This is a genomic window from Chryseobacterium sp. GP-SGM7, assembly GCF_049166575.1.
Classification (GTDB): domain Bacteria; phylum Bacteroidota; class Bacteroidia; order Flavobacteriales; family Weeksellaceae; genus Chryseobacterium.
Window position 1 is genome coordinate 164,993 of record NZ_JBMHFF010000004.1, and the last position, 25,212, is coordinate 190,204.

A 25,212-nucleotide genomic window follows, 5' to 3' on the forward strand; every position below is an offset into this window, starting at 1 on the left:
GAAATTTAATTTTCAAAAAGCCAAATATATAAATTGTCCTATAGATTATAGGAAAGCGTATTATTATTTTTTCAATTTAATTGTGCTTTATTAATTTTAGTGTTCATATTCAGTAGCCAAATCTTTCACCGGTATCAAATTCGCAAACTGTAATAGACTAGATATTTAAGGAAGCTTATATTTATCTCAAATTATTATTTTTCTACCATTCACAATAATTGAATCTGAAAAATCAAAATATAATTTCAAAACATAACGATATTTTATTATCTTTACTAAATCATCAAACTTTAAAACAAAACATTATGAAAAATCTAAAAAAATTAAGCAACAGCCAGTTAAAATCAATCTCTGGAGCAGGTGGAATCAAAGGATCTCCGGAACCCGATTTCTGTATGTATTATTGCAATGGTGTTGTAGTATGTGCAACTTGCAGTGAAGATTTTAAATGTCCCGATGATTCTATATAATAATTTATCAAAAAACTAAAAGAAACCGTTCCTTTTGAGCGGTTTTTTACTTTAAAACAACCTTAACTGCTGCTCTTTCGCCCCGGTAAAACCATCGGTAGATAATTTCGGAAATTCTTTTCCGTCAAAAAATTTCTTTCTGCCTATTTTAAAAGTATTGTGAATCATTTCAGCAATATTTCCTTCGCCTTTCATTCTTTCAAATATTCTTTTATCACCAAGTTTTCCGCCACGCATTGATTTAATTAAATTTAAAACTTTCTGGGCTCTGTCAGGAAAAGCCTCTTCAATCCATTTTACAAAAACGGGCTCTACAGAATCATTGAGCCTTACCAAAGTATACCCAAAACTCTGCGCTCCTGCATCAGAAATGGCTTTTAAAATTGTCAAAGGTTCGTCACTGTTTAAGCCAGGAATAATCGGTGCGATCATTACATTCACAGGAATTCCGTTTTCGGATAAAATTTCTACAGCTTTCAGTTTGTTTCGAGAAGAACTCGTTCTTGGTTCCATTTTTCGTCTTAAATCTTCATTAATTGTCGGAATACTTAATGAAACGGAAACCAGATTCTGTTCAGCCATCGGTTTCAAAATATCAATATCTCTCAGTACCAAAGCATTTTTTGTCAGAACGTTTACGGGATGTCTATAATCAAGACAAACTTGCAGAATTTTTCTTGTGATTCCAAATTGTTTTTCGGCAGGTTGATAGCAATCTGTATTTCCGGAAAGCAAAATAGGTTTGGGTTTGTAGCCTCTTTTTTTGAAAAATTTTTCGAGTAATTCCGGAGCATTTTTCTTCACCATAATTTTTCTTTCAAAATCAATCCCGGCACTGTAGCCCCAATATTCATGAGTTGGTCTTGCAAAACAATAAGAGCATCCATGCTCACAACCTTGATAAGGATTCATCGAATATTCCATTGATAAATCTTCACTTTTCACCTGATTCACAATACTTTTCGGGAAAACTTCTGTGAAAGAAGTTTTTACAGCTTCAAAATCTTCATCTTCAGGCTCAAAAGTATATCTGTCGAAACGGTTGATTACATTTCGCTGAGCTCCCTGACCTTTTATGATATTTTCATGCTTCATTTCAAATGTAAAATTATAATGCTTTACCTTAAAAATAATGAGTTTTAACACCAAAGTTTTCCACAAAAAAACCGACCTCCAAAAACGGATGCCGGCTTTTATAAAAAATATATTTCTTACTTACTTCTCTATTTGAATGCATAAAATTCAATACCATGATCATCATCATCATTTTTTTTATCAAAATGTCTGTGATAATCGGTATAATATTCGTTATACTTTTTATGTTTCTTACTTAAAATTTTCTTTACGCTTAAAAAACTTATTACCGCCAAAAGGCCAACTCCTCCTGCCAGTAAAACTCCTACTTCTTTTTTCATGTTTTTCACGATTTTGTATTGTGTTCTATCAAATAGTATACCTTTTTACATCTTCACGATGACAATTTTTGTTAATATTCAATCAGAATCTGTTATTAGTGAGTCAGAATCCGTTTCCTAATTTATGGTTTAATAATTGTACTGACAAACAAAAATAGTATTATGGAAAATTCAGAAAATTATGACCAAATGTCAACCCTGAGTCAGGTCATGGAAACCCTTAGAAAAAGGGGAATTCACAGAGAATTCAGAATGAACGATCAATGCCAGATGAAGTATGATAATTCTGAAAAAAACTATCTTCCCGAAGAATTGGTGATTCTGAAAACTTACCGTTTTGAAGGAGACAGCAATCCGGATGACAACGTTGCATTATATGTTTTGCGGGATAATGAAAATAATCTGGGAATGATCATTGATTCTTATGGAGCAGAAAGCAACTATCCCGGAGAAGAATTTGATACTTTCCTGCGGGAAATTCCGATTCAGGAAAGTGATGAATATTAAGACAAACCTGAATTATATAAAAACTCCCGCAATTATTCAGTTTCGGGAGTTTCTTTTTTCTTAAAAACTCTTTTAAGAAGACCTTTCTTTTCTTTTGGTTTCTCCGTTTCTTTTTTATCTGTTGAGTGATTCGTTGGCGAAGCTAACTCGGTGGAAATATCTTTTTTAGCAGATTTTATAGAATTCTTTACATCCTTCACTCCGCTTTTTACATCTTTTACTGTATTAACAGCACCTTCAACGGTCTTTTTAGTTTTATCAACATTAACTCCGATAAGCGTCTTTTTTAAACCGTCTTCAATTCCTTTCCAAAACATGTTAAAGAATGATTTTGTAGGATCTCTTTCCACGTCTTCCACGACAACCGATTCCGGAAATTTCCCCGAATCAGATTTAATAAAGATATTGGCAACTGCACTCAAAAGACTTTTTTTCTCTTTACTGTCTTTATCTAAAATAGAAACTTTAAGATCTTTATGCTTAATATTGAAAGTTCCGCCGATTCCTTTCGGATTGCCTTTAAAATTAAAAATCATTTCCTGAATTGTTCCGGTTGCAGAAACACTTAAATAAGGAACTACAAATGAATTCAATGCCGTTGCCGGAATGTTATGAAGATTCCCTGCAATTGTAAAACGGTCACCTTGATCCGCCGTATTAAAACCCCAATTGACCGAAAGTGGCGAAGTTTTCATGAATGTACAGTCAATTTTTATCTGAACATTTGTTGGCTTACCTTTCATTTTGGCAGAATTCAGATTTTTAACATTCATATTAAAATTGGTGAATGTCAATTTTCCCGGTCCGCTGCTTTTCGGAGTATCTTCTTCATATTCTAAAACCGAATTTTTTAATTGAAGCTGATTGATAAACACAGGAATTTTAATCGACCTCAGCATTTCCGAATACAAAGGTTTTATTTTCGGATCATCCGCAGGAATTTTTGACCTGAAAATATTGGCATTCGCTGAGTTTATCGTAACATTTGTTGCATTTATCGATTTATTTTCCGAAAAAAGATCCCAATTTCCCTGTGCTGAAATCTGATTAACTTTAATATTATACAGGTCACTTTCAACAGGAATCATCCTTATAAACTGCGCTCGTGAAACCAGCGGAATCATCGCAAACTGACTGATTTCAACTTTATTGTTATTTAAAGCCAGACTTCCGCCGCTCATTTTATAGAACTTTGTTTTGTAGTCGAAATCTTTCGTTGTTAAAGCATAATCTTTTACTTTTACTGCAATTCCGTTTTTAGCATTATTTTCAACCAATTCAAGCTGATTTACCGTTGCATTCAAATCATTGAAAGCTAAAGGCTGATTTTCACTTTCGTAGGTTATATTTGAGTTTTTAATTGAAATTTTTCCCACTGCAATCGGAAACTGAATTCCTTTTACTGCCGTTTTTTTCTTTGGAATAACTTTTCCTGCTGCAATTTTACCGTTTATTCCGTCAATCAAAACATCTTTTACATCAAGATTTAATTTTTTATCAACAAATTTAAAAGCATTAATATTAAACTGAATCAGATTGGTTTTAAAATCCATTGTCATTTTTGTTGAATTGGTCGGTTTTGCAACAATATTCCGGATTTGTCCGCCCTTTGGGTTTAAATTAAAAGTTTCGACAGAAATATTCTGTTCATCTTTATAATGTATTCCTTTTCCTGCGATTACAAAATCTTTATATAAAACCGGAATTACTTCCTGAGAACTTTCTTTTGTAAATTCCAGCTGATCGACATTCAGATTTAAATTTTCAGCAAAAAACAAGTCAGATTCATCAGCTTTTACAATCTGAACTTTAGTGTTATTAAATTTAACATGATCTAAAATCAACTCAAAATTCTGTTTTTTTTCGGTTTTCTTTGCAGCAACAATTCCCGTTTTATATACTTTCAGAAGAGCATTCCGGAAGTCGGCATTTGATAAAGAAGCCTTATTTTTTTTCAGAACAATATCTTTAAAATTCATTTTAGGAATACTGAACTGGAACATCTGAGCTTTTTTCGGATATGTTTTTTTAAACTGATCAAACGAAATAACCGGCATAAACTGGAAATTCTCTACCGACATTTGTCCGTTTGTAGTAGTGATTTTGTCAATCTTTAGTGTATAAATATCATCCGGTTGAAAGAAAAAATCTTTTCCTTTAATATGATATTGGTCAAAAACAACAGGAAGGTTATTTTCTGCGGATTCTTCTGTCAATTGAAGGTTTTCGACATATAAATCGAGTTCGTTAACGCTTGCAAATTTCTGTTTTGTATATTTAAAAACATTAATTTTACCTTTATTAATTCTGATATTCTCAAAATTGACAGGATTTGGTTTTTTTCCTGTTTTTATATCTTTCGGTTTTGAAAGAATAATATTCAGATTCGGTTTTGCCAATAACAAATCTGATGAACTTATTATTTTATTAAAAAGTGCATCATAAATTCCGAAACGACTGATTTTTAAAGTATCAATCGTTCCCTGAAGTCCAATTACATTGATATTTTGCGGATTTTTATTGTTAACGGTAATTCCGGTTGCGAAAATATTTCCGGTACCTAAATCAACATTCAAAGATTTGTAAGAAACTTGGTAATCTGTATTTTTCTTAATATAATCAGGAAGTTGGGTTTTGAGCCAGATATTGAGTCCGAAATTGGCAATCAAAATGATTCCAAAAAAAATTCCGAGACCTATTAATAGCTTTTTAACCCAAGGTTTTTTCATAATTATAATTTAAATGCATTAAAATTGATTTTAGACTGTCAGTTCAATTACATATCCTTCATGCCCTCTCACATTCATAAAATCTCCACCTTCAAAACTCAGATATTGACCTTTAATTCCGATTAGTTTACCTGTAAATTCAGGTTTTTTATCCAAAGTAAAAGAGGTCACTTTCTCAGGCTTTGAAAAAGGATAATCAAATTTCCATATATCTTCACCTTCTGAATAAAATTTCTGGAAATCCTCCGGAAAATATTCTCTTATTTTTTGCTGAAAATCTGCCAAATCAACCTCATCTTCAAAATCATCCTGCAGCATTTTTCTCCAGTTGGTTTTGTCGGGAAGATGGTCTTTCAAAGCAACTTCTATCATTCCGGCTTCATAGCGGTTTTCTGTTCTTGCAATCGGTAAAGCAAATGTTGCGCCCTGATCAATCCATCGTGTTGGAATTTGCGTATTTCTCGTCACACCTACTTTCACATCGCCTGTATAAGCTAAATATACGGTATGCGGCTGCAACTGGATTTGTTTTTCTATTTCTAAATCTCTTTCACCAACTCCCAAATGCGCCGTGGAAAGTTCGGGACGAATGATGGTATCACTTGCATAAGGACTTTCAAAGAAGCAGCTTTTACAAAACCCCATTCTGTAAATTGTTTTATCTAAACCGCAATTCACACACTGAAAACCTGTATGCTTTATCGTTAATTCTTTTCCCAAAAGTTCATTCATATGAATAAGATCACCTGAAAGATTAAGATAGTATTGAATCGGTTGATCATCGTAACTTATCATTTTTAAAATTTGCCCCTGAAACTGCATGCTTAAATAATTTGAAGTAAAAGTACAAAAACAAGAAATATAGAAATCATCATTTTTTAAATTACACCGATAATTTACTTTAATTAAACCAATCGATTATTTTATTCTCATATCTTAAAGATTATCGATTTATTAACGAAAAGAAATTCTTAAATTTATATTTTTGTGCAACTAAAACACTCAGATGACATATCTCGTAACAGGAGGAAGCGGATTTATTGGTTCTCATTTGGTAGAAAAATTATTGAAAGAAGGACATTCTGTCATAAACATTGACAATTTTGATGATTTTTATGATTATAAAGTGAAAACTAAAAACACTTTAGAATCTTTAGAAAAAAATACTGCATTTGAATTTTCTGATAAAGAAAGCGACATTCAAAATTTAGTTTCTATTTCAAAATCTGAAAATTACACTTTATATTTCCAGGATATAAGAGATAAAAATGGCTTAGAAGAAATATTTGCTAATCATAAAATCGATCTGATTATTCACTTGGCAGCTTTGGCGGGAGTAAGACCATCGATTGAAAGACCTTTAGAATATGAAGAAGTAAACGTTCGGGGAACCATGAATCTTTGGGAACTTTGCAATAAATTCAACATTAAAAAATTTGTTTGCGCATCCTCCTCAAGCGTTTACGGCAATAATGAAAAAACTCCTTTTTCTGAAACTGACAACGTTGACCGCCCTATTTCTCCCTATGCAGCAACCAAAAAAAGTGGTGAGATTTTAGGTCATGTTTACCATAATCTTTATGGTATTGATATGATCCAATTAAGATTTTTTACCGTTTACGGACCGAGACAAAGACCAGATTTAGCCATTCATAAATTCACAAAACTGATTTCTGAAAATAAAGAAATCCCTTTTTACGGCGACGGAAATACGGCCAGAGATTACACTTACATCGATGATATTATTGATGGAATTATAAAGTCGATTAAATATTTAGAGAATAACACAAATATTTATGAGATATTAAATCTTGGAGAAAGTGAAGTCATTAATTTAAATGAAATGCTTTTTACCTTAGAAAACCATTTAGGAAAATCTGCCATCAAAAAAAATCTGCCAATGCAACCGGGCGATGTGCAGAAAACCAGTGCTGATATTACAAAAGCACAAAATTTAATAGGTTACAAACCGACTACAAACTTCCAAAATGGCACAAAAATATTTGTGGAATGGTTTTTGAGAAAATGACATCACTTGCCCGCAATAACGCTTAACAAAGCAATTGCTGTCAGTATAGATAAAAATTAATAAAAGAATTGAAAATCAAGTCATAAAAAAAGTTTATAATATAACCTATTTTTATACTTTTGCAAAAAAATAAAGAATTATGTACTGGACATTAGAATTAGCATCATACCTAAGCGACGCACCTTGGCCAATGACAAAAGCAGAATTGATTGATTATGCAATCAGAACTGGTGCACCAATGGAAGTAGTAGAAAATCTTCAGGCAATCGAAGACGAAGGAGAAATTTATGATGCTATTGATGAAATTTGGAGCGACTATCCAACAGATGAAGATTATCTTTGGAACGAAGACGAATATTAAGATAGCATTTGGCTTTTGGCTTTTCGCCTTTTGCCAATTTTTTTTAAATAGATAACGCAATTAGCCAAAAGCTAAAAGCAAATCGCAAATAGCAAACTATGAGTTTTTTAAATAAAGTTCTTAAAGGGTTTTTGGGAGACAAAAAAGCGCAGGACCTAAAGGAAGTAAAAAAAGTTGTAACAAAAATCAAAGCTGTTGAGCCTGTAATCGGAGAATTATCTGATGATGGTCTGAGAGAAAAAACCGCTGAATTTAAATCTAAAATTAAAGAAGCGACAAGCAGTATCACAGCGCAGATAGAACAAATTAAAGAGCAGATAAAAAATTCTACCAATGTTGATGAGAAAGAAGCTTTGTTTTCTAAGATAGAAACTTTGAAAAAAGACTCTTACGAAATAGAAGAAAAAGTTCTTTTGCAGGTTCTTCCTGAAGCTTTCGCATTGATTAAAGAAACATCAAGAAGATGGGCTCAAAACGGAGAAATTCGTGTAACAGCAACAGATTGGGACAGAGAATTGGCTGCTGCCGGAAAAGATTTTATTGAAATTCAGGGAGATCAGGCAATTTGGAAAAACTCATGGAACGCAGCCGGAACGCCTGTACTTTGGGATATGGTGCATTACGACACTCAGTTTATTGGTGGTGTAATTCTTCACAGCGGAAAAATTGCTGAAATGGCAACCGGAGAAGGTAAAACTTTGGTAGGTACACTTCCTATTTATTTAAATTCACTTCCTGAAAGAGGAGTTCACGTTGTAACCGTGAATGATTATCTGGCGAAAAGAGACTCGGCGTGGATGGGACCATTGTATCAGTTCCATGGAATGTCTATCGATTGTATTGATAATCACCAACCCAATTCAGACGGAAGAAGAAAAGCATACAACTCAGATATTACTTACGGAACTAACAATGAATTCGGTTTCGATTATTTGAGAGACAACATGGTGACTTCACCTACAGAATTGGTACAAAGAGAACTGAACTTCGCCATTGTGGATGAAGTTGACTCTGTATTGGTAGATGATGCAAGAACGCCATTGATTATTTCTGGTCCGGTTCCTCAAGGAGACAGACAGGAATTTGATGTTTTAAAACCATCAATTGACAGAATCGTTGAAGTACAGAAAAAAACAGTTTCTGCTATTTTTAATGAAGCTAAAAAATTAATCGCTGCAGGAAACACAAAAGAAGGAGGATTCAAATTGCTACAAGCTTACAGAGGTCTTCCAAAAAACAGACAGTTAATTAAATTCTTATCGGAAAGCGGAAACCGCGCATTGCTTCAGAAAGTTGAAGCGCAATATATGCAGGATAATAACCGTGATATGCCGATTGTAGATAAAGATCTTTATTTCGTTATTGAAGAAAAAAATAATCAGGTTGACCTTACAGACAAAGGTGTTGAATACATGTCTCAAGGAAATTCTGATGCCAATTTCTTCGTTCTTCCGGATATCGGAACTGAAATCGCTGAAGTTGAGGCTAAAAATTTATCTAAAGAAGAAGAATTTGAAGCTAAAGAAAAACTTTTTGCTGATTTTGCTGAAAAATCTGAGAGAGTTCACACGATGAGCCAATTACTAAAAGCTTATACATTATTTGAAAAAGATGATGAATATGTAGTGATTGATGGCGAAGTAAAAATCGTTGACGAGCAAACCGGTCGTATCATGGAAGGTCGTCGTTATTCAGATGGTCTTCACCAGGCTATTGAAGCTAAAGAAAGTGTAAAAATTGAAGCGGCAACTCAGACTTTTGCAACTGTTACCCTTCAGAATTATTTCCGTATGTACAATAAATTGGCGGGAATGACGGGTACAGCTGAAACTGAAGCCGGCGAACTTTGGCAGATTTATAAATTGGATGTTGTGGTAATTCCTACCAACCGTCCGATTCAAAGACATGACAGACAAGATTTGGTTTTCAAAACCAACAGAGAAAAATATAATGCAGTAATTGAAGAAATCGAGAACCTAACTTCTGCAGGAAGACCTGTACTGGTGGGAACAACTTCTGTTGAGATTTCACAGTTATTATCGAAAGCATTAAGCTTAAGAAAAATTCAGCACCAGGTGTTGAATGCAAAACTTCACAAAAAAGAAGCAGAAATCGTTGCAGGAGCTGGTCAACCGGGAGTTGTAACAATTGCAACCAACATGGCAGGTCGTGGTACCGATATTAAGCTTTCTAAAGAAGTAAAAGAATCCGGAGGTTTAGCAATTATCGGAACTGAAAGACATGATTCCAGACGTGTTGACAGACAGTTGAGAGGTAGAGCAGGACGTCAGGGAGACCCGGGAAGTTCTCAGTTCTATGTTTCTCTGGAAGATAATTTAATGCGTTTGTTCGGATCTGAAAGAATTGCAAAAATGATGGACAGAATGGGTCATAAAGAAGGTGAGGTAATTCAGCATTCTATGATTTCTAAATCTATCGAAAGAGCACAGAAAAAAGTAGAGGAAAACAACTTCGGAACCAGAAAAAGGCTTCTTGAGTACGATGATGTAATGAACAAGCAGCGTGACGTAATCTACAAGAGAAGAAAGAATGCTTTATTCGGAGATCATTTGAAGTATGATATTACAAACATGATTTTTGATGTTGCCAATTCTATCGTAGCTAAAGGTAAAGCAACCGGAAACTATAAGGATTTTGAGTTTGAAATCATTAAAAATTTCACGATGGAATCTCCTGTTTCTGAAAACGATTTTAAATCTAAACAGATTCCTGAACTGACAGATCTTCTTTTCAAAGCAGCCCAGGCTGATTATGACATGAAGCTGAATCTCCTGAAAGAAAAATCATTCCCAATTATTGAGAATGTTTATCAAAATCAGGGATCAATGTTTAAAATGATTCAGGTTCCTTTTACAGACGGTATTAAAACAACTACGATTGTAACTGATCTTAAAGAAGCTCACGATACACATTGCGAAAGTTTAATCAACGATTTTGAAAAGAATATTACGTTATCAATCATCGATGAAAACTGGAAGCTTCACCTTCGTGAAATGGACGATTTGAGAAAATCTTCTCAGGGAGCTGTTTACGAACAGAAAGATCCTTTGGTAATCTATAAACAGGAATCTTTCCAACTATTCAGCGAAATGGTTGACAAAATGAATAAAGAAATTATTTCATTCTTATACAGAGGAGAAATTCCTGCATAGAAAACGAATTTTATAATAAAAATCCTGTTGAGTTTTTCAGCAGGATTTTTTATTTGGAATAATTCTTAATAATCTGACAAAAATCACATTTATTGTTAATTTAGAATAATTAAAAACAATATATTTGCAAAAAAGTTTTATTCTATGAAGAAAGTATTGGTGTGTATTTCCGTTCTAGGCTCAGTTGCAACATTTGCACAGGAAAAAGATTCAATAAGCTCAAAAAAAATAGAAGAAGTTATCATCAACAAAATGGTGAAAAAACTTGATACTGAATCCTCCAACAAAATGCCAATAAGTTTTATTGAAAATCCACAAGTCTACTCTTCAATCGACAGAGGTATTTTGGAAAATCAAAATATTTTCACGGTGGATGATGCTTACAGAAATGTAACCGGTTTGCAAAAAATGTGGAATTCTACAGGAAGAGCCGGAGATGGAGGTTCATATTTCGTTTTAAGAGGATTTCCTTCACAGGCTTCGACACGAAACGGTATGGTAGCTCCTGTAACTTCTACAATAGACGCCATCAATGTTGAAACATTAGAATTTTTAAAAGGTCCTGTAGGAACACTTTATGGAAGTACCGTAGCATCTTATGGAGGTCTTATTAACAGAGTTACCAAAAAACCCCTGCAGAATTTTTTTGGAGCTGTTTCGGCTTCTGCCGGAAGTTATAATACTTACAGAGCAACTGCAGATATCAATGCTCCGATTACCAAAGACTTACTGTTCCGGGTTAATACAGCTTATACCAACGATGGAAATTTCACAAAACCCGATGCAAAGAATCAATACACTACGTTTGCTCCGAGCTTGACTTGGAATGTTTCTGAGAAAATTCAATTGAATGTTGATTACGAATTGTTCAGAAACCGTGTAACAGCAAACCCATATTTCTTCTATCTTTCGCCAAAAACTCTAAAAGGTATTGATAATATGAAAGACTTGGAAAAAGTGGCAGGTCTGGATTATAAAGAGTCTTATACCGGTAAAGGTTTGTATATGACTGCAAGAAACTCGAATGTTTTCGGAAATGTAAAATGGACAATTAATGATAATATCACATCCAACACTTACATTAATAATTCCGATTCTTACTCAGACGGTTACAACCCATATTTTTCTGTTGCTTACGATACTGCATCTTCTTCATATAGTGTTGCAAGAGCAGACCAATCTACAAATGGCAGCAAAAAGTCTTGGTTTCAGGTTCAGCAAAACTTCAACTTTAATTATGATTTTTCTAATGGAATGAAAAACAGAACGGTAGTTGGTTTTGATTATATGAGAACAACTGAAAGATTAAAATACAAATATCTGAACTTCAATTTTGATACTGTTGCTGCTTCAGGTGCAGATTATTCAGGAATGAATGCCGATGCTTTATCTGTGCTTTACTCAAATCCTTCAAATGTTTCCAGCTGGGATTATATCCGAGATTTGAACACTTATTCAGGATATATCTCCAACTTATTTACTCCGATTACAAACCTGCATATTATGGCTGGACTTCGTTATGAAAATAATGATTATTTGGGTGGAATGTCCGGACCAAATACCGAGAAAGCATTCAATCAATCTGCATTTTCTCCAAAAGCAGGAATTGTTTATGAAATTGTGAAAGATAAATTCTCTGTCTTTGGAAATTACCAAAACTCTTTTAAGTCTAACGGATACTATACTTCTGATGTGATTGGTAATACTACTTTATCAGACGCAGAAACAGGAAATCAGTTTGAAGGTGGGCTAAAAGCAAGTTTATTCAAAAACAGATTCAATGCAACGGTTTCTTATTACAATATCAAAGTAAAAAACCAGTTGCTATATACAGGAGAATTTGCACCAAATTTTGTTTCAGTGCAACAACAGGCTGCTTCCACACTCAGCAAAGGATTTGAGCTGGAAGTTAATGCCTATCTTGTAAAAGGTTTCTCATTAGTAGGAGGTTTAGCCTACAATGATACAATAGATGAAACAACAGGTTTAAGGCCAACAACAGCAGGTTCATTCTGGAATGCAAATTTCAATTTGGCTTATCAGTTTGTTGATGGAAAGATAAAAGGTCTCGGATTCGGATTTGGTGGAAATTATGCCAGTGACAATAATGTAACTGGAGATTTCATTTTACCAAAATATTTCGTTTTGAACGCTAATGCATTTTACGATGCAAAAAAATTCAGAATCGGGGTAAAAATAGATAACTTCACCAATGAGCATTATTGGACAGGATATTCTACTGCCAATCCGCAAATACTCGCAAATTTCTTAGGAACGATTGCTTACAAGTTCTAATTTAAAATCATTATATATCATCTGCCAAACTGCGCGTGTAGTTTGGCAGATTTATTTAAGGTTAATTTGAATTAATCTAAATAAAAATAGAAAATCCTATATTTGCACAACTTTACTATTTCATGAAGAAAAAACATCACCCCAAAAAGAAACCAAGCTTTTTCAAAAAATGGACAGGCAAACTGCACCTTTGGTTAGGTCTTTCAATTGGTCTGATTATATTTATTGTCTCCATAACAGGAGCATTATATGTCTTCAAGGACGAAGTAGAAAACTTTACCCGAAAAGAAGTAATCTATCATAACGAACAAAACATTGCTAAAAAACAGGTTTTACCCATTCGTGTTCTTGAAAAAGCGGTCGATGCTCAGGTGAAAGAAAAATATAAAATCCATTGGGTAAATGTCCCGATTGACAAGAAAATGTCTTATCAGTTTTACTGGTACGAACACAATACAAAAGCCTGGAATTATTTCGATGAATTTCCTATTTACAAAGTGGCTTATGTAAATCCATACGATGGAAAAGTTTTAAAGGTTTACGACGAAAAAAACGGTTTTTTTCAAATTGTAAAAATGATTCACTGGAGCTTTTTGCTAAAGCAGGATTGGGGAAAATATGTGGTTGGAATTCCTGTTATTATTTTTGTCATTATGCTGATTTCTGGGATTATTCTTTGGTGGCCCAAAAATAAAGCAGCCAGAAAACAGAGGTTTTCATTCAAATGGAAGAACATCAAAAACTGGAAAAGAAAAAACTACGATCTTCATAATATTTTAGGGTTTTATGCATCAATATTTGCTTTAATATTCTCTATTACAGGTTTATTTTATGCATTTCTTATCGTACAAATGATGATGTATTTCGTATTTTCAGGAGGAAGTACAGTATATCCTGACTTTTCACACATCACTACAAAAGCTCCGATTGAAGCAAGAAATGAAACAACGTTAGACAAAGTTATTTCTACAGTTCAGGCAAAATATCCAAATTCTTACGGCTTTTCAGTTGATTTGGGACATCCGCACATGGATGATCACGAACATCCGAATTTTTCGGTTTTTGTAAAACACCTTTCGTATTCTTATCATAAAAACAGCAGTTTAATTTTTGATGAAAATTCAGGTGAACTCTTGCATACTTACAACCATGAAGATAAAAACTTCGGTGAGAAAACAGTTGCAGCCAATTATGACATTCACGTAGGTTCAATTTTAGGATTGCCCACAAAAATTATTGCATTCATTGTCAGCTTAATTTGTGCCTCACTTCCTGTAACAGGATTTTTAATTTGGTGGGGAAGAAGAAAAAAGATTAAAAAAGCAATCTGAATTCTCAAATAAATTAGGTTTGATGACTATTAATACAATCTTTTTTATAAATTTATTGCCTCGAAATTATACAATAAGAAAATGTCAGTAGTAGATTTGTCAAAACAGGTTGCATTAGGTATCGATATCGGTGGAACCAATACCAAATTTGGTCTCGTAAATCACAGAGGTGAAATTTTAGCTAAAGGCTCAATTCCTACCGATCAATACAGCACGCCGGAAGCTTTTATTGATGCATTATATGAAAATATCAAGCCCTTAATTGACGAACATGGAGTAGACGGAATTATTGAAGGTATTGGTATAGGTGCTCCCAATGCAAATTATTACAGAGGAACCATAGAACTCGCTCCTAATCTTCCCTGGAAAGGTATAATTAATTTCGCAGATTTGGTAACCGCCAAATTCAAAAGCCCTTGCAAAATGACCAATGATGCCAATGCCGCAGCTTTAGGCGAAATGATGTATGGTGCAGCAAGAGGGATGAAAGATTTTATTATGATTACTTTGGGAACCGGCGTTGGAAGCGGAATTGTTTCTGGTGGACATTTAATTTACGGTCACGATGGTTTTGCCGGAGAATTAGGTCACACAATCGTAAAGCCAGGCGGAAGAAAACACTGGAGCACAGGTTCTGAAGGAAGCCTTGAAGCTTATGCTTCGGCCACAGGAATTGCGATTACAGCCAAAAAAATGAGAGCAGAATTCCCGGATTCGATGCTGAATCAGTTTCCAGAAGAGTCAATCAATTCTAAAACCGTTCATGAATGTGCTTTAAAGGGAGATGCGGTTGCGATTGAAGTTTTCAGATATACCGGTCATAAATTGGGTGAAGCTTTGGCAAATTTCGTCATGTTTTCTTCTCCGGAAGCAATTTTACTATTCGGAGGAGTAATTAAAGCCGGAGATTTTATTTTGAAACCCGCTAAACTTCACATGGAAAGAAATCTTCTTCCGATTTTCAGAAATAAGGTAAGATTGGTTTTCTCTGAGCTTGATGAGGCTGATGCTGCCATTCTTGGAGCAAGCGCTTTAGTCTGGGAAAAATAACTTTTATTAAATTTAAAATATTGAGCATCCTTTTTGGGGTGCTATTTTTTTTAATTTCCACAGATTAAACAGATTTTCATAGATTTTTTTATTGTACTGAAAAGCATTTTAACCACGAATACACGAATGTTTTTTAAATATTTTTAAAATATTCGTGCATTCGTGGCAAATAAAATTGTTCGTTTAGCTCGGATTATTTAATGATATTTTCAAATTAAGTACGCTAAAAACACTATGTAATTTATAACCATGATTTGTGAAATCTATTGTTGTCATTTATTCTTAAAAGATAAAATCTTATTTAAATGAAAAACTTTTTCATAATTTTGAATTCGTTTTCAGCTTAAAAAAGAAAACATTCTAATCATTAATTAATTTTAAAAATGGATAAAAATAATATACAGCAGATCACTTTTGGTGGCGGATGTTTTTGGTGTGTGGAAAGCTGTTTTAATATGCTGAAAGGTGTAGAATCTGCAATTTCAGGTTATTCGGGAGGTCATAAAGACAATCCGACTTATGAAGAAGTTTGTACAGGAGAAACCGGTCATGCTGAAGTTGTACAAATCACTTATGATCCTTCAGTTATTTCTTACGAACAATTGATGGATGTATTTTTCTTTCTTCATGACCCGACCCAACTAAACAGACAGGGAAATGATATAGGAACACAATATCGTTCGGTAATTTATTACAAAGATGAAGCGGAAAAATCAAAAGCCGAAGAAGCCATCAAAACTTCTCAGGAATCTGGAAGATGGTCGGGAACTTATGTTACAGAACTTTCACCTTTCGAAAAATTCTGGCCAGCAGAACAATATCATCAAGGATATTATAATGAAAACCCAACCCAGCCTTACTGCAGCGCAGTTGTTGGCCCGAAAATTCAGAAATTCAAAAAACATTACGGAGAATTGGGAATGCTGGAATTGAACTAAAATAAAATTGAAGCGGAGATTTTTCTTCGCTTTTTTTATTGCCCACCATAAGTGTATATCATATATTCGGTAGCAAATCGTAAATCCTTTCCATTTTCAGGATTTATTCCATCCATTGTAAAAAATTCTACATTTCCATTCTGTTTAGAATACCAAACTTTTCCAAATGCGTTGTCAACAGTTAAAGTATCTTTTCTGGTAATCATTTTAAAATACTTTATAACAACTGTATCAATAGGTTTCAAATCTTTTTGCGGGTCTTTATCATCACAATATGCTGGCTTATATTCGCTTTTATCCCAATACATACATTCTTTTTTCTTTTCTGGTACGGGACTTAAAAAACCAAAAGCAGAAGTACTTTCTTTATCATTTTTTTTATTTGATAAGTAGATATTCCCTGTCAAAAACAATGCTACAACAACAAAACCTGCAATTCCTAAGCTATTTTGCTTGGTAAGAAATTCAGGCATTGTAAAAATGGGTTTGTTAATAATAGTTATAGCAAGTTTAGAAATTGCCTGATTTATTTTATACTCAAAACTTTTCCAGCCGGAACAATAATCGCTAAAGCTATCAAACCCTAAATAGTTGCTCAAATTATCTAAAATTGCAGGTTTAATTTTATAATCCTCATCATTCTCTACCAAAGCTTTATAATAATTTTCAAAAGTTTTGTAACTCAATGACTCGAAATCATCTTTTAAAACTTGTTCAAGATGCAGCAAAATTCCACTAAAAGACGTCTCTGTAGTCTCTTTTGCAGCTTTTTCGTATACATCTTCAATTAATTTCTTTTTTTCAAGTAAAAATTTTGACATACTCATGGTTATTATGGTGAAAAAATAAGTCTTTTTTACAAAATAGCATTACGGTTTTCCGTACTCCAAAACACAAAAAAAATTTCCAAAAACTTTCCAAAAACTTTCTAACACTTGCCCCGTTTTGCGTTGCATCTTTGCCATAGAAATCAGTGACAAACAAACAATTACAAAAACAAACTTACAAAACTGATTTCTAAAATCGCCAGAAAAAACGGAAGAAAACTCCGGGTTGGGAAGCAGATGTTTCTCTTCCGTTTTTGATGGTTCACTTCCCTAAAAAATTAAGAAGCGCTTCGAAATTTTACGTGTACAGCTCGAGATCAAAGTATCTGCGAGAGGAAGAAAAACAATTTCAACTTCAAAAATTTAAAGGAAATGATCCAATTAATATTAATGCTATTAGGTTTAGCATTCGGAAATAATAATGCAAATACAAATTGTGATAACAATGGAAATACAGTAACAACGCAAAACGGACCGGGAACAGGAACGGGTTTTGATCCGGGAACTGGAACTGGAGAAGATGGAGGCGGAGGTACAGGTGGAAACACAGGGCAATTACCCCCTCCTTTTACAAAACCATAATTATAAAAGGGCAGATTTTTAGTAATCTGTCCTTTTTTTCTTATTTTGCGGCAAACTATTAACATGAAAAATTTTTTAATCTTCATTTTACTAATTTCCTTACTGCATCACTGTAAAAATGACCCTAAGGAAGATCTGATTATTACTTCAAATCCGAATTTTGAAAAAGCAAAAAACTTTAAAAATACAAGCGTAGATTCAGCATTTTATTATTTTAATATTGCTAAAAATGACTTTCTTAATAAAAAAGATTCTGTTGGAGCTGCAAGATCTTTGGTGAATATGGCAATTATACAATCTGACACAGGAGATTTTTATGGTAGTATTGAGACTTCTCTGGAAGCTGATAAATATTTAAAAACTGCTGTGAAAAATAACTTTGTGAAAAATCTTTATTCATCAAATTATAATAACCTTGCAATATCTTCAAAATCATTAAAAAATTACAGCGATGCAGAAAAGTACTATCAAGATGCTTTAGAGACAACCAACAAAGATGAATATAAGTCAATTATTAATAATAATATAAGTGATGCTTTGATTCTACAAAACAAACCTGAATCAGCAATAAAACTTTTAAAAAGACTTTTAAAAACAAAAGACAGTATCAGTTATGCCCGGGTTTTGAATAATTTAGCAAAAGCCAAATTTCTAGGAAACTCAAACTATAATGCAATCCCTGAATTAGAGAAAGCATTACAAATTAGAAAAGCAAAAAAGGATTCTTTAGGTCTAAATTCCAGTTTTGCGACTCTTGCAGATTTTTTCAGAAATAAAGATAAAGCCCAATCATTATTTTACGCAAAATTGATGCTAGACAGAGCTGAAAAAAATGAAAGTCCCGACGATCAGCTTGAAGCATTACAGAAAATTATCGATTTAGATGAAAAAAACTACTTAAAATATTTTAATAGATTTCAAAAATTAAATGACAGTTTACAGACTTCGAGGAATAAAGCGAAAAATCAATTTGCCATAGTGAGGTATGATGTTGAACAAAAAAATGCTCAAAACCAAATTTTAGAAAAAACAGCATTTCAGCAAAATATTGGAATCGCATTTTTAATCTTATTATTAGCAACAGGCTTCTTCTGGAACGAAAAAAGGAAGAAAAATATTCGCCGTGAAAAAGAACAGGAAAAACAGCTCGAAATAAAAAACACAGAGCTCAAATATTCCAAAAAAGTACATGATGTTGTTGCCAATGGTCTTTATCATCTGATGATTGAGATCGAAAACAATCCTAATATTGACAAGATGAAAATCTTAAACGACATGGAAAAAATGTACGAAGAATCTCGAGATATTTCGCATGACAAATTGACTGAGATAGATTTTTACAAACGATTCAGCAAAATGATTAATTCATATTACACGGAAGAACAAAAAGTTATTCCAATAAAATATGTAGAAAATATATGGGAAAACATTCCTCAAAACACTCAGTCGGAACTATTTTACGTTGTAAGGGAAATTTTGGTCAACATGAAGAAGCACAGTGATGCCAAGTTGGTCGTTTTAAAATTTGAAAAAAATGATCATGCACTTTATATTACTTACACCGACAATGGAAAGGGCATTAAAAATTTAGATATCCAAAGAGGTGCAGGAATTCGCAATACGGAAAACCGTATTGACACAATCGGAGGAGATGTTATTTTTGAAGAAAATCCTACGGGAGGTTTAATTATTAAAATAACCATTCCAATACATTCTAAATATGTTTAAAAAAATCCTTATTGCCGAAGATCACGAAGTGAGAAATTTGGGTGTGGTAAATGCACTTAAAGAATTACAAATCAACCATTATGACTTTGTGAGCTATTGTGATGAAGCATTACATAAAATAAAAACTGCAGATGCTGAAAACGAACCTTATGATTTGCTTATTACAGACCTGTCATTTGACAAAGATCATTTTCCGCAAACACTAAAATCTGGTCAGGAATTAATTGGTATCGTAAGAGACATTCATCCTCAATTGAAAATTATAGCATTTTCTATTGAAAACAAACCGAAAATAATAGATGATCTTTTCAAGATTTCATTGATTGACGGTTTTGTAAGCAAAGGAAGAAATGACGGTAAAGAGCTTAGGAATACAATTAAAAAGGTTTTTAAAGGTGAAACCGTGATTCCTCAGGAAATCTTAAACTCCATTAGAAATACTCATCTTGAAATTACCGAGAATGATGAATTACTTTTGACTTTACTTTCAAAAGGCTTTACTCAAAGTGAAATTGAAGATCATTTTAAACAAAATAATATCACTCCAAACAGTAAAAGTTCCATTGAAAAAAGGCTGAATGAGCTTCGTGAAATCTTTAATGCAAAAAATAACATCGAATTGGTCGTCATTTGCAAAGATTTAGGGATTATCTAGACTTTCTCCATTACCTATACAAAACCTTTCAAAATTTTGAAAGGTTTTTTCATTTTACGGTTTCCCGTAAGGATTGGTTTCTAAAGAGTTATACTTTTGGAGTGTTAAACAATTAAAAACGTTTTATTATGAAAAAACCGTTAGGAACAACAGCGAAAACTGGCGAAACATGTCCAGAATCAGGAGTTTGGAAAGTTGTAGGAAATCCGTCTACAACTGCACCTATCTCAAATGGTAATAGGATGCCACCTTACGATGGAAAAGCAGTTACTTGGGAATTAATCCTATACGCTTAAAATTTACCCAGTGGCTACTCAAATTAGCCACTGGATTTTAAAAACTAAAATCAGAATCAATTATGGAATACAAAGTAGTCCCATTTGTTGCAACAGCCAATCAACAAAACATGAGTTCAAGCATCATTGCCCAACAATTAGAAAATTTAATACTTGTTCAGTCTGCACAGGGTTGGAAATATCTAAGATTAGAAAGTGTCTCAACATACATTCAGCCTGTAGAAGGTTGTTTTGGAATAGGTCAGCAAAAACCTGGATATATGACATCTTATCAAGTGGTTGTTTTTACAAAAGAAACAAATGAAATATTTCCTGCTATTAAGCATTAAAATGTACTGGCTAATAATCCCTGCTTCAAAAAGAAGAAAATGTATTTTCAAAAAGAGTTGTTCAAAATATGTTTATGAAGCAACAACAAACAATGGAATTATTTCCGGTTTAAAAGCATTTAAATATAGATTCGAAAATTGCAGATCTGGAACTCATTTTATTGAGAACCCAACCACAGGAAATCGTCAAATCATCTTACCAAACAATCAGATTCTTGATGAAAATGAAATTTCAGAGAGATTTATAACAAAACATAATATAAATTAACATCAATCCCATGAAAAAACTACTATTCACAAGCCTTTTAGGATTAGGCTTATTTTTACCAGCAAACTTTATAGCTGCAGAAAACTCAACTGCTAAAACAGAATTTTCAACAACAAAACCGAAAAAGAAAAGCAAAAAAAGTAAATCAAAAAGATCAGCAACCGCATCAAGGAGTAAAGATTGCACTTACAATGGTAACTCTTTATATGTCGGGAAAAGAGGTGGATGCTATTACTATACCGGAAATAGCAAACAATATGTTGATAGATCATATTGTTCAGGTTGTAATTAATAATCTGTTTAAATAAAACAAAAACACATTTCTATATAACCAAAAGGCGAATCCTGCATTCGTCTTTTTTGTATTTAAAGACAAAATCCTTCGTTTCCGATCTTTTTCCTATTTTTGTGAAGTTCACTGTTTTTTTATGAAAAAAATTGTTCTGATTGAGGATGAAACCAGCGTTGTCTCTTTTATAAAGAAGGGACTGCAGGAAAAAGGATATGAAATTTCTGTGGCTTTTGACGGAATTACCGGCGTAAATTTAGTTCAGGAAAACGATTTCGATTTGGTTATCCTTGATATTATGCTGCCCGAAATGAACGGGCTGGATGTCTGTAAAGAGATCCGAAAAACCAATAAAAGCGTTCCTATTTTATTTTTAACAGCTTTGGGAACTTCAGAAAATATCGTTTTGGGCTTGGAAAACGGCGGCGACGATTATCTTGTGAAACCTTTCAAGTTTATTGAATTGGTTGCGCGTGTGAAATCTCTTTTGCGCAGAAGCAACCCTATATCAACTCCCGAAGCGGTTGAGAATGATGACGATAACGAACACGTTTTTAAGTTTTCAGACTTAATCGTAAATGATTATTCTAAAAAAGTGATTCGTGCAGGTGAAGAAGTTTCTTTAACCTCAACCGAGTACAAACTTCTGATGTATTTCTTAAACAATCCTGAAAAAGTTATTTCAAGAGCTGAAATTTTGGATGCGGTTTGGGGCGTAAATTATGAATTGGGAACCAATGTTGTGGATGTTTATGTAAACTATTTAAGAAAAAAAATAGATAATCAAGAAGATAACAAACTTATTCACACTGTTATCGGAATGGGATATGTTTTAAAAAAACCGTAGAAAATGTTTAATAGAGTCGTTACCAATCAAACCAAAACAATGGTGCTTTTGATGGTTGTTTTTACAACCGTTATCCTGATTTTTGGAGGATCGGTGTATTTTTCTATTGTAAACTTTTCGCATCAGAGGTTTTATGAACTGCTAAAAATCCGTACGACAACGATTGTTCAGGTTCAGAAAGGCAAACATCACCTGGACCTTCCTGAAAACCATATTCTTAACAGCAGAAATGAGGAAGAACTTCCGATGGAGAAAGACTACGTGTTTGCTGTTCCCGAAGATTCAAACTTTAGTAAAATTTCTCATGAAGTTCACATTCCCGATACGTTTTTTAAAAATATAATCAGAACCGGAGAAGCCAATTTCAACGACTCTGAATTTTATTATATCGGTCAGTCTTTTAGGTATCAAAATAAAGATTACATCGCAATTGCCTCAGCAAAAAACCATTATGTCGTTCATTATCTCGGGTTTTTAAAGAGAACTTTAATTACCTGTATGATTCTTTCGATTTTTTTCAGCATGATTTTCTCTTTTTATCTGTCTAAAACTTTATTTAAACCGATACTTAAAATTACCGGAAAAGTAAAAGAAATCAGTTCTGAAAACCTGCATTTAAGACTTGAACCTCAACCCGATAATAAAGAATTGAATGAACTAGTAGAAACTTTCAATACGATGTTGACAAGAATAGAAACTTCGTTTGAAACCCAAAACCACTTGATTGGAAATGTTTCTCATGAGCTCAGAACTCCGCTTACTTCGATTATGGGCGAAGCTGATGTGGCACTTTCTATCAATCGAACTGCAGATGAATACAAAGAAACGCTGGGAATCATTCTTAGTGAAGCCGAAAAATTAGATAAAAAAATAAAGGCACTTCTTCTCATCGCACAAACCGGATTTGACGGCAGAATTCAGAAAATCGACAAAGTAAGAATCGATCAGCTTTTATGGGACGTTATCGAAACTTTAAGAAAAATAGATTCCCGAAATAATATTTATCTCGACATCAGTATGCTTCCCGATAATCCTAAAAAACTGAAAGTGCAGGGGAATGAGCAGCTTCTTCATCTTGCAGTTGCCAATATTATCAACAACGGATGCAAATATTCTAATCATCAACAGGTAAAAGTTTCATTAGGTGCAACAGATACCGATCTTTACATTATCATTAAAGACAACGGAATCGGAATTCCAGAATCTGAAATGAATAAAATCTACGATCCGTTTTTCCGTGCTTCAAATACCCGAAATTATGAAGGTTACGGCATTGGTCTTCCTTTGGCAAGAAATATTGTGAGAATGCATAACGGGGAATTGCTGGTGAGTTCTCATGAAAATCAGGGAACGACTGTACAAATGCGCTTTCCTACTATTTATGGGACGCAGAAAGAAGAAATCACCTCTTAGTTTTGCTAAAAATGAAATTCTAATCTCATTTTAATCTCTTTAATTACATTTTAATTTCATTCCAAAGATCTTCTAATCTTACAGATATAGTTTTGTAATATCAAAAAATGTTACACAACTAAATCTAACAGATATGATCAAAACCATTTTAATAGCAACAGATTATTCTCTTGAGTCTCTGAATATTTTAAAAAGAGTTTTAAAAGAGAAGAACGCAGAAGAAAATGATACTCAATACAAAATTTTACTTGTATCGGGCTATGATATGGGAGATTCTATCAGAGATCTTCTTTTCAACACAAAGTCTACCGTTTTCAGTAAAATCAGATCTAAAGAATTTTGTGATGCTTACGGTATTATCGTTAACAAATATCCTCATTTAGTAGACAAAATTGTTTGTGATATTTTCTCGGGAAGTTTCCAAAGAGCTTTTAATAATTATGTGAAAGCTGAAGAAATCACCGAAGCCTATTACTCAACATCGCTGAAAAATAAAAACACCAAAGGTAAATTTGATCTCGCACCTTACATCAAAAAATGTAAAGATCTTTCTTCTCAGGAAGTAGCTTTCGGAACACCTCAATTTATGCCTGAAAAAGGCAGAATTGCAGAAGTTTTTGTTGAAGTTTAATTAAAATTAAATAATAAACTTTTTAAAATTTAAAAAAATGTTAAGAAATTATAGTAACAGCAGGACGTTGGGAGACAACATAAAACTGGGGACGCTGACTGCTTTTACGGCAGGAACTATAAATATAGCATCTCTATTGATATTTCTCTCTTTTACCTCAAACGTAACGGGACATTACGCTGTTTTTGCAGCAGAAATCAGCAAAGGAAACTGGAATCAGGTTGCCGTAGTCGGAGCCTGGATTTTTCTTTTCTTCTTCGGAAGTTTTACCGCTAACTTTTTTGTAATAAATTTTAATAAGAAAAGTAAATATTTTGCACACGCAATGCCAATTCTTCTGGAGATACTTTGTCTTCTGACTGTAGGAATTTACGGACAGTTTTATTATCAGAAAACATTGGAAGAAGCCGAATACCTGGTCGCATTAATGCTTTTTGCAACAGGTCTGCAGAATGGTTTAACAGCAAGTATTTCAAACTTTTTGGTAAAAACCACTCACCTTACCGGTACGACCACAGATTTGGGAATATTAATGTCGATGTTTACGCATAAAAAATACAGAAAAAACCCTGAGTTAATTGCAAGAGCAAAGCTTTTATCAAGCGTAATGCTGGCTTATGTTACGGGAGCTGTATTTTCGGGATTAACATATTATTATCTGGAGTTTAGCGTATTTTATGTAATAAGTTTATGTCTGGTTGTTGTCATCGGGTATGATTTCTACAAGATTCACCTAAGACATTTCTATACCAATTACAGATACACAAAAATTTATCATAAACCGAATCTGATGTCTGTTTTGTATGATAAAATTCATGGAAGCTCAGAAGTTGCGGTAAAACAGAATAAACCGGAAAAATCTAAACTTGTTTTAGAAGAAACCTCATATAATTAAATCTGGACAGCACAAATTGTATATACTTAGTTTTGTAACTCCTGATTGTTTAGGCAATTAGGGGTTTTTATTTAAAATTGTTTAAAAGTTCGGGATAACTAAATCTTAATTCATTGCTTTACTGTTTTACATCTTATTTGCTTTGCCTATTTTT

General features: G+C 33.3%; 25 protein-coding genes. 20 read left to right on the forward strand and 5 right to left on the reverse strand.

Annotated elements, in window-relative coordinates; all coding sequences use genetic code 11:
* The first annotated feature begins 305 nt into the window (after positions 1 to 305).
* Positions 306 to 470: a bacteriocin-like protein gene (locus ACOOWA_RS15640; RefSeq protein ID WP_421376630.1), complete on the forward strand. Its 165-nt coding sequence runs from the start codon at positions 306 to 308 to the stop codon at positions 468 to 470.
* A 51-nt stretch (positions 471 to 521) separates the two neighbouring features.
* Here ACOOWA_RS15640 and ACOOWA_RS15645 read toward each other — a convergent pair whose 3' ends face one another.
* A complete protein-coding gene (locus ACOOWA_RS15645) occupies positions 522 to 1,565 on the reverse strand; it encodes a PA0069 family radical SAM protein (protein WP_421376631.1) in 1,044 nt (347 codons plus the stop codon).
* A gap of 128 nt (positions 1,566 to 1,693) precedes the next feature.
* On the reverse strand, positions 1,694 to 1,885 hold the full coding sequence (locus ACOOWA_RS15650) for a hypothetical protein (RefSeq protein ID WP_421376633.1): 192 nt from the start codon (positions 1,883 to 1,885) through the stop codon (positions 1,694 to 1,696).
* A gap of 162 nt (positions 1,886 to 2,047) precedes the next feature.
* Here ACOOWA_RS15650 and ACOOWA_RS15655 point away from each other — a divergent pair, with 162 nt between their 5' ends.
* A complete protein-coding gene (locus ACOOWA_RS15655; RefSeq protein ID WP_421376634.1) occupies positions 2,048 to 2,392 on the forward strand; it encodes a hypothetical protein in 345 nt (114 codons plus the stop codon).
* A gap of 32 nt (positions 2,393 to 2,424) precedes the next feature.
* Here ACOOWA_RS15655 and ACOOWA_RS15660 read toward each other — a convergent pair whose 3' ends face one another.
* Entirely contained in the window at positions 2,425 to 5,121 is a 2,697-nt protein-coding gene (locus ACOOWA_RS15660) for a hypothetical protein (protein ID WP_421376635.1), read from the reverse strand.
* Positions 5,122 to 5,151: 30 nt separating this feature from the next.
* Positions 5,152 to 5,943: a DUF2797 domain-containing protein gene (locus tag ACOOWA_RS15665; protein ID WP_421376637.1), complete on the reverse strand. Its 792-nt coding sequence runs from the start codon at positions 5,941 to 5,943 to the stop codon at positions 5,152 to 5,154.
* Between the two features lie 184 nt (positions 5,944 to 6,127).
* Between ACOOWA_RS15665 and ACOOWA_RS15670 the strand changes: the two genes are divergently transcribed.
* From ACOOWA_RS15670 to msrA, 7 genes are all read left to right on the forward strand, one after another.
* Positions 6,128 to 7,150 carry a GDP-mannose 4,6-dehydratase gene (locus ACOOWA_RS15670; protein WP_421376638.1) on the forward strand — a complete coding sequence of 341 codons (1,023 nt, stop codon included), beginning with the start codon at positions 6,128 to 6,130 and terminating at the stop codon, positions 7,148 to 7,150.
* A 139-nt stretch (positions 7,151 to 7,289) separates the two neighbouring features.
* The gene (locus tag ACOOWA_RS15675) at positions 7,290 to 7,511 is read left to right on the forward strand and encodes a DUF2795 domain-containing protein (RefSeq protein WP_027382805.1); all 222 of its coding nucleotides are present in this window, start codon (positions 7,290 to 7,292) and stop codon (positions 7,509 to 7,511) included.
* Positions 7,512 to 7,609: 98 nt separating this feature from the next.
* Positions 7,610 to 10,684 carry a preprotein translocase subunit SecA gene (gene secA, locus ACOOWA_RS15680; protein ID WP_421376640.1) on the forward strand — a complete coding sequence of 1,025 codons (3,075 nt, stop codon included), beginning with the start codon at positions 7,610 to 7,612 and terminating at the stop codon, positions 10,682 to 10,684.
* A 144-nt stretch (positions 10,685 to 10,828) separates the two neighbouring features.
* Complete coding sequence (locus ACOOWA_RS15685; RefSeq protein ID WP_421376641.1) at positions 10,829 to 12,979, forward strand: TonB-dependent siderophore receptor; 2,151 nt, start codon at positions 10,829 to 10,831, stop codon at positions 12,977 to 12,979.
* A gap of 122 nt (positions 12,980 to 13,101) precedes the next feature.
* On the forward strand, positions 13,102 to 14,310 hold the full coding sequence (locus ACOOWA_RS15690; protein WP_421376642.1) for a PepSY-associated TM helix domain-containing protein: 1,209 nt from the start codon (positions 13,102 to 13,104) through the stop codon (positions 14,308 to 14,310).
* Between the two features lie 81 nt (positions 14,311 to 14,391).
* A complete protein-coding gene (locus ACOOWA_RS15695) occupies positions 14,392 to 15,360 on the forward strand; it encodes an ROK family protein (protein ID WP_421376643.1) in 969 nt (322 codons plus the stop codon).
* Positions 15,361 to 15,743: 383 nt separating this feature from the next.
* The gene (gene msrA, locus ACOOWA_RS15700) at positions 15,744 to 16,298 is read left to right on the forward strand and encodes a peptide-methionine (S)-S-oxide reductase MsrA (protein ID WP_421376644.1); all 555 of its coding nucleotides are present in this window, start codon (positions 15,744 to 15,746) and stop codon (positions 16,296 to 16,298) included.
* Between the two features lie 35 nt (positions 16,299 to 16,333).
* On the opposite strand, the gene ACOOWA_RS15705 is transcribed toward msrA, so the two are convergent.
* Complete coding sequence (locus ACOOWA_RS15705) at positions 16,334 to 17,119, reverse strand: hypothetical protein (protein WP_421376645.1); 786 nt, start codon at positions 17,117 to 17,119, stop codon at positions 16,334 to 16,336.
* A gap of 378 nt (positions 17,120 to 17,497) precedes the next feature.
* Here ACOOWA_RS15705 and ACOOWA_RS15710 point away from each other — a divergent pair, with 378 nt between their 5' ends.
* The 11 genes from ACOOWA_RS15710 (at position 17,498) to ACOOWA_RS15760 (ending at position 25,058) form a co-directional block, all read left to right on the forward strand.
* Entirely contained in the window at positions 17,498 to 17,707 is a 210-nt protein-coding gene (locus ACOOWA_RS15710) for a hypothetical protein (protein ID WP_421376647.1), read from the forward strand.
* A gap of 63 nt (positions 17,708 to 17,770) precedes the next feature.
* A complete protein-coding gene (locus ACOOWA_RS15715) occupies positions 17,771 to 19,435 on the forward strand; it encodes a tetratricopeptide repeat protein (protein ID WP_421376648.1) in 1,665 nt (554 codons plus the stop codon).
* Positions 19,428 to 20,090 (forward strand): DNA-binding response regulator, encoded by a 663-nt coding sequence (locus ACOOWA_RS15720; protein ID WP_421376649.1) that lies wholly within the window; start codon positions 19,428 to 19,430, stop codon positions 20,088 to 20,090. Before ACOOWA_RS15715 ends, ACOOWA_RS15720 begins: the two co-directional genes overlap by 8 nt.
* Positions 20,091 to 20,218: 128 nt before the next feature.
* Entirely contained in the window at positions 20,219 to 20,386 is a 168-nt protein-coding gene (locus tag ACOOWA_RS15725) for a hypothetical protein (protein ID WP_421376651.1), read from the forward strand.
* A gap of 62 nt (positions 20,387 to 20,448) precedes the next feature.
* Positions 20,449 to 20,715, forward strand: coding sequence for a hypothetical protein (locus tag ACOOWA_RS15730; RefSeq protein ID WP_421376652.1), 267 nt, complete (start codon positions 20,449 to 20,451; stop codon positions 20,713 to 20,715).
* Positions 20,687 to 20,983 (forward strand): membrane protein insertion efficiency factor YidD, encoded by a 297-nt coding sequence (gene yidD, locus ACOOWA_RS15735; RefSeq protein WP_421376653.1) that lies wholly within the window; start codon positions 20,687 to 20,689, stop codon positions 20,981 to 20,983. Before ACOOWA_RS15730 ends, yidD begins: the two co-directional genes overlap by 29 nt.
* Positions 20,984 to 20,993: 10 nt before the next feature.
* On the forward strand, positions 20,994 to 21,275 hold the full coding sequence (locus ACOOWA_RS15740; RefSeq protein WP_421376654.1) for a hypothetical protein: 282 nt from the start codon (positions 20,994 to 20,996) through the stop codon (positions 21,273 to 21,275).
* Between the two features lie 136 nt (positions 21,276 to 21,411).
* Complete coding sequence (locus tag ACOOWA_RS15745; RefSeq protein WP_421376655.1) at positions 21,412 to 22,119, forward strand: response regulator transcription factor; 708 nt, start codon at positions 21,412 to 21,414, stop codon at positions 22,117 to 22,119.
* Between the two features lie 3 nt (positions 22,120 to 22,122).
* Positions 22,123 to 23,532, forward strand: coding sequence for a sensor histidine kinase (locus ACOOWA_RS15750; RefSeq protein ID WP_421376656.1), 1,410 nt, complete (start codon positions 22,123 to 22,125; stop codon positions 23,530 to 23,532).
* A gap of 133 nt (positions 23,533 to 23,665) precedes the next feature.
* On the forward strand, positions 23,666 to 24,163 hold the full coding sequence (locus tag ACOOWA_RS15755; protein WP_421376658.1) for a hypothetical protein: 498 nt from the start codon (positions 23,666 to 23,668) through the stop codon (positions 24,161 to 24,163).
* Between the two features lie 37 nt (positions 24,164 to 24,200).
* On the forward strand, positions 24,201 to 25,058 hold the full coding sequence (locus ACOOWA_RS15760; protein WP_421376659.1) for a YoaK family protein: 858 nt from the start codon (positions 24,201 to 24,203) through the stop codon (positions 25,056 to 25,058).
* Positions 25,059 to 25,212: the final 154 nt, after the last annotated feature.

Coding starts and splice junctions, on each gene's coding strand:
- ACOOWA_RS15675 (WP_027382805.1), top strand. CDS start 7,290: ATGTACTGGACATTAGAATTAGCATCATACCTAAGCGACGCACCTTGG.
- ACOOWA_RS15715 (WP_421376648.1), top strand. CDS start 17,771: ATGAAAAATTTTTTAATCTTCATTTTACTAATTTCCTTACTGCATCAC.
- yidD (WP_421376653.1), top strand. CDS start 20,687: ATGAAATATTTCCTGCTATTAAGCATTAAAATGTACTGGCTAATAATC.
- secA (WP_421376640.1), top strand. CDS start 7,610: ATGAGTTTTTTAAATAAAGTTCTTAAAGGGTTTTTGGGAGACAAAAAA.
- ACOOWA_RS15660 (WP_421376635.1), bottom strand. CDS start 5,121: ATGAAAAAACCTTGGGTTAAAAAGCTATTAATAGGTCTCGGAATTTTT.
- ACOOWA_RS15685 (WP_421376641.1), top strand. CDS start 10,829: ATGAAGAAAGTATTGGTGTGTATTTCCGTTCTAGGCTCAGTTGCAACA.
- msrA (WP_421376644.1), top strand. CDS start 15,744: ATGGATAAAAATAATATACAGCAGATCACTTTTGGTGGCGGATGTTTT.
- ACOOWA_RS15665 (WP_421376637.1), bottom strand. CDS start 5,943: ATGCAGTTTCAGGGGCAAATTTTAAAAATGATAAGTTACGATGATCAA.
- ACOOWA_RS15640 (WP_421376630.1), top strand. CDS start 306: ATGAAAAATCTAAAAAAATTAAGCAACAGCCAGTTAAAATCAATCTCT.
- ACOOWA_RS15655 (WP_421376634.1), top strand. CDS start 2,048: ATGGAAAATTCAGAAAATTATGACCAAATGTCAACCCTGAGTCAGGTC.
- ACOOWA_RS15745 (WP_421376655.1), top strand. CDS start 21,412: ATGAAAAAAATTGTTCTGATTGAGGATGAAACCAGCGTTGTCTCTTTT.
- ACOOWA_RS15760 (WP_421376659.1), top strand. CDS start 24,201: ATGTTAAGAAATTATAGTAACAGCAGGACGTTGGGAGACAACATAAAA.
- ACOOWA_RS15720 (WP_421376649.1), top strand. CDS start 19,428: ATGTTTAAAAAAATCCTTATTGCCGAAGATCACGAAGTGAGAAATTTG.
- ACOOWA_RS15725 (WP_421376651.1), top strand. CDS start 20,219: ATGAAAAAACCGTTAGGAACAACAGCGAAAACTGGCGAAACATGTCCA.
- ACOOWA_RS15705 (WP_421376645.1), bottom strand. CDS start 17,119: ATGTCAAAATTTTTACTTGAAAAAAAGAAATTAATTGAAGATGTATAC.
- ACOOWA_RS15755 (WP_421376658.1), top strand. CDS start 23,666: ATGATCAAAACCATTTTAATAGCAACAGATTATTCTCTTGAGTCTCTG.
- ACOOWA_RS15650 (WP_421376633.1), bottom strand. CDS start 1,885: ATGAAAAAAGAAGTAGGAGTTTTACTGGCAGGAGGAGTTGGCCTTTTG.
- ACOOWA_RS15670 (WP_421376638.1), top strand. CDS start 6,128: ATGACATATCTCGTAACAGGAGGAAGCGGATTTATTGGTTCTCATTTG.
- ACOOWA_RS15710 (WP_421376647.1), top strand. CDS start 17,498: ATGATCCAATTAATATTAATGCTATTAGGTTTAGCATTCGGAAATAAT.
- ACOOWA_RS15730 (WP_421376652.1), top strand. CDS start 20,449: ATGGAATACAAAGTAGTCCCATTTGTTGCAACAGCCAATCAACAAAAC.
- ACOOWA_RS15695 (WP_421376643.1), top strand. CDS start 14,392: ATGTCAGTAGTAGATTTGTCAAAACAGGTTGCATTAGGTATCGATATC.
- ACOOWA_RS15740 (WP_421376654.1), top strand. CDS start 20,994: ATGAAAAAACTACTATTCACAAGCCTTTTAGGATTAGGCTTATTTTTA.
- ACOOWA_RS15750 (WP_421376656.1), top strand. CDS start 22,123: ATGTTTAATAGAGTCGTTACCAATCAAACCAAAACAATGGTGCTTTTG.
- ACOOWA_RS15645 (WP_421376631.1), bottom strand. CDS start 1,565: ATGAAGCATGAAAATATCATAAAAGGTCAGGGAGCTCAGCGAAATGTA.
- ACOOWA_RS15690 (WP_421376642.1), top strand. CDS start 13,102: ATGAAGAAAAAACATCACCCCAAAAAGAAACCAAGCTTTTTCAAAAAA.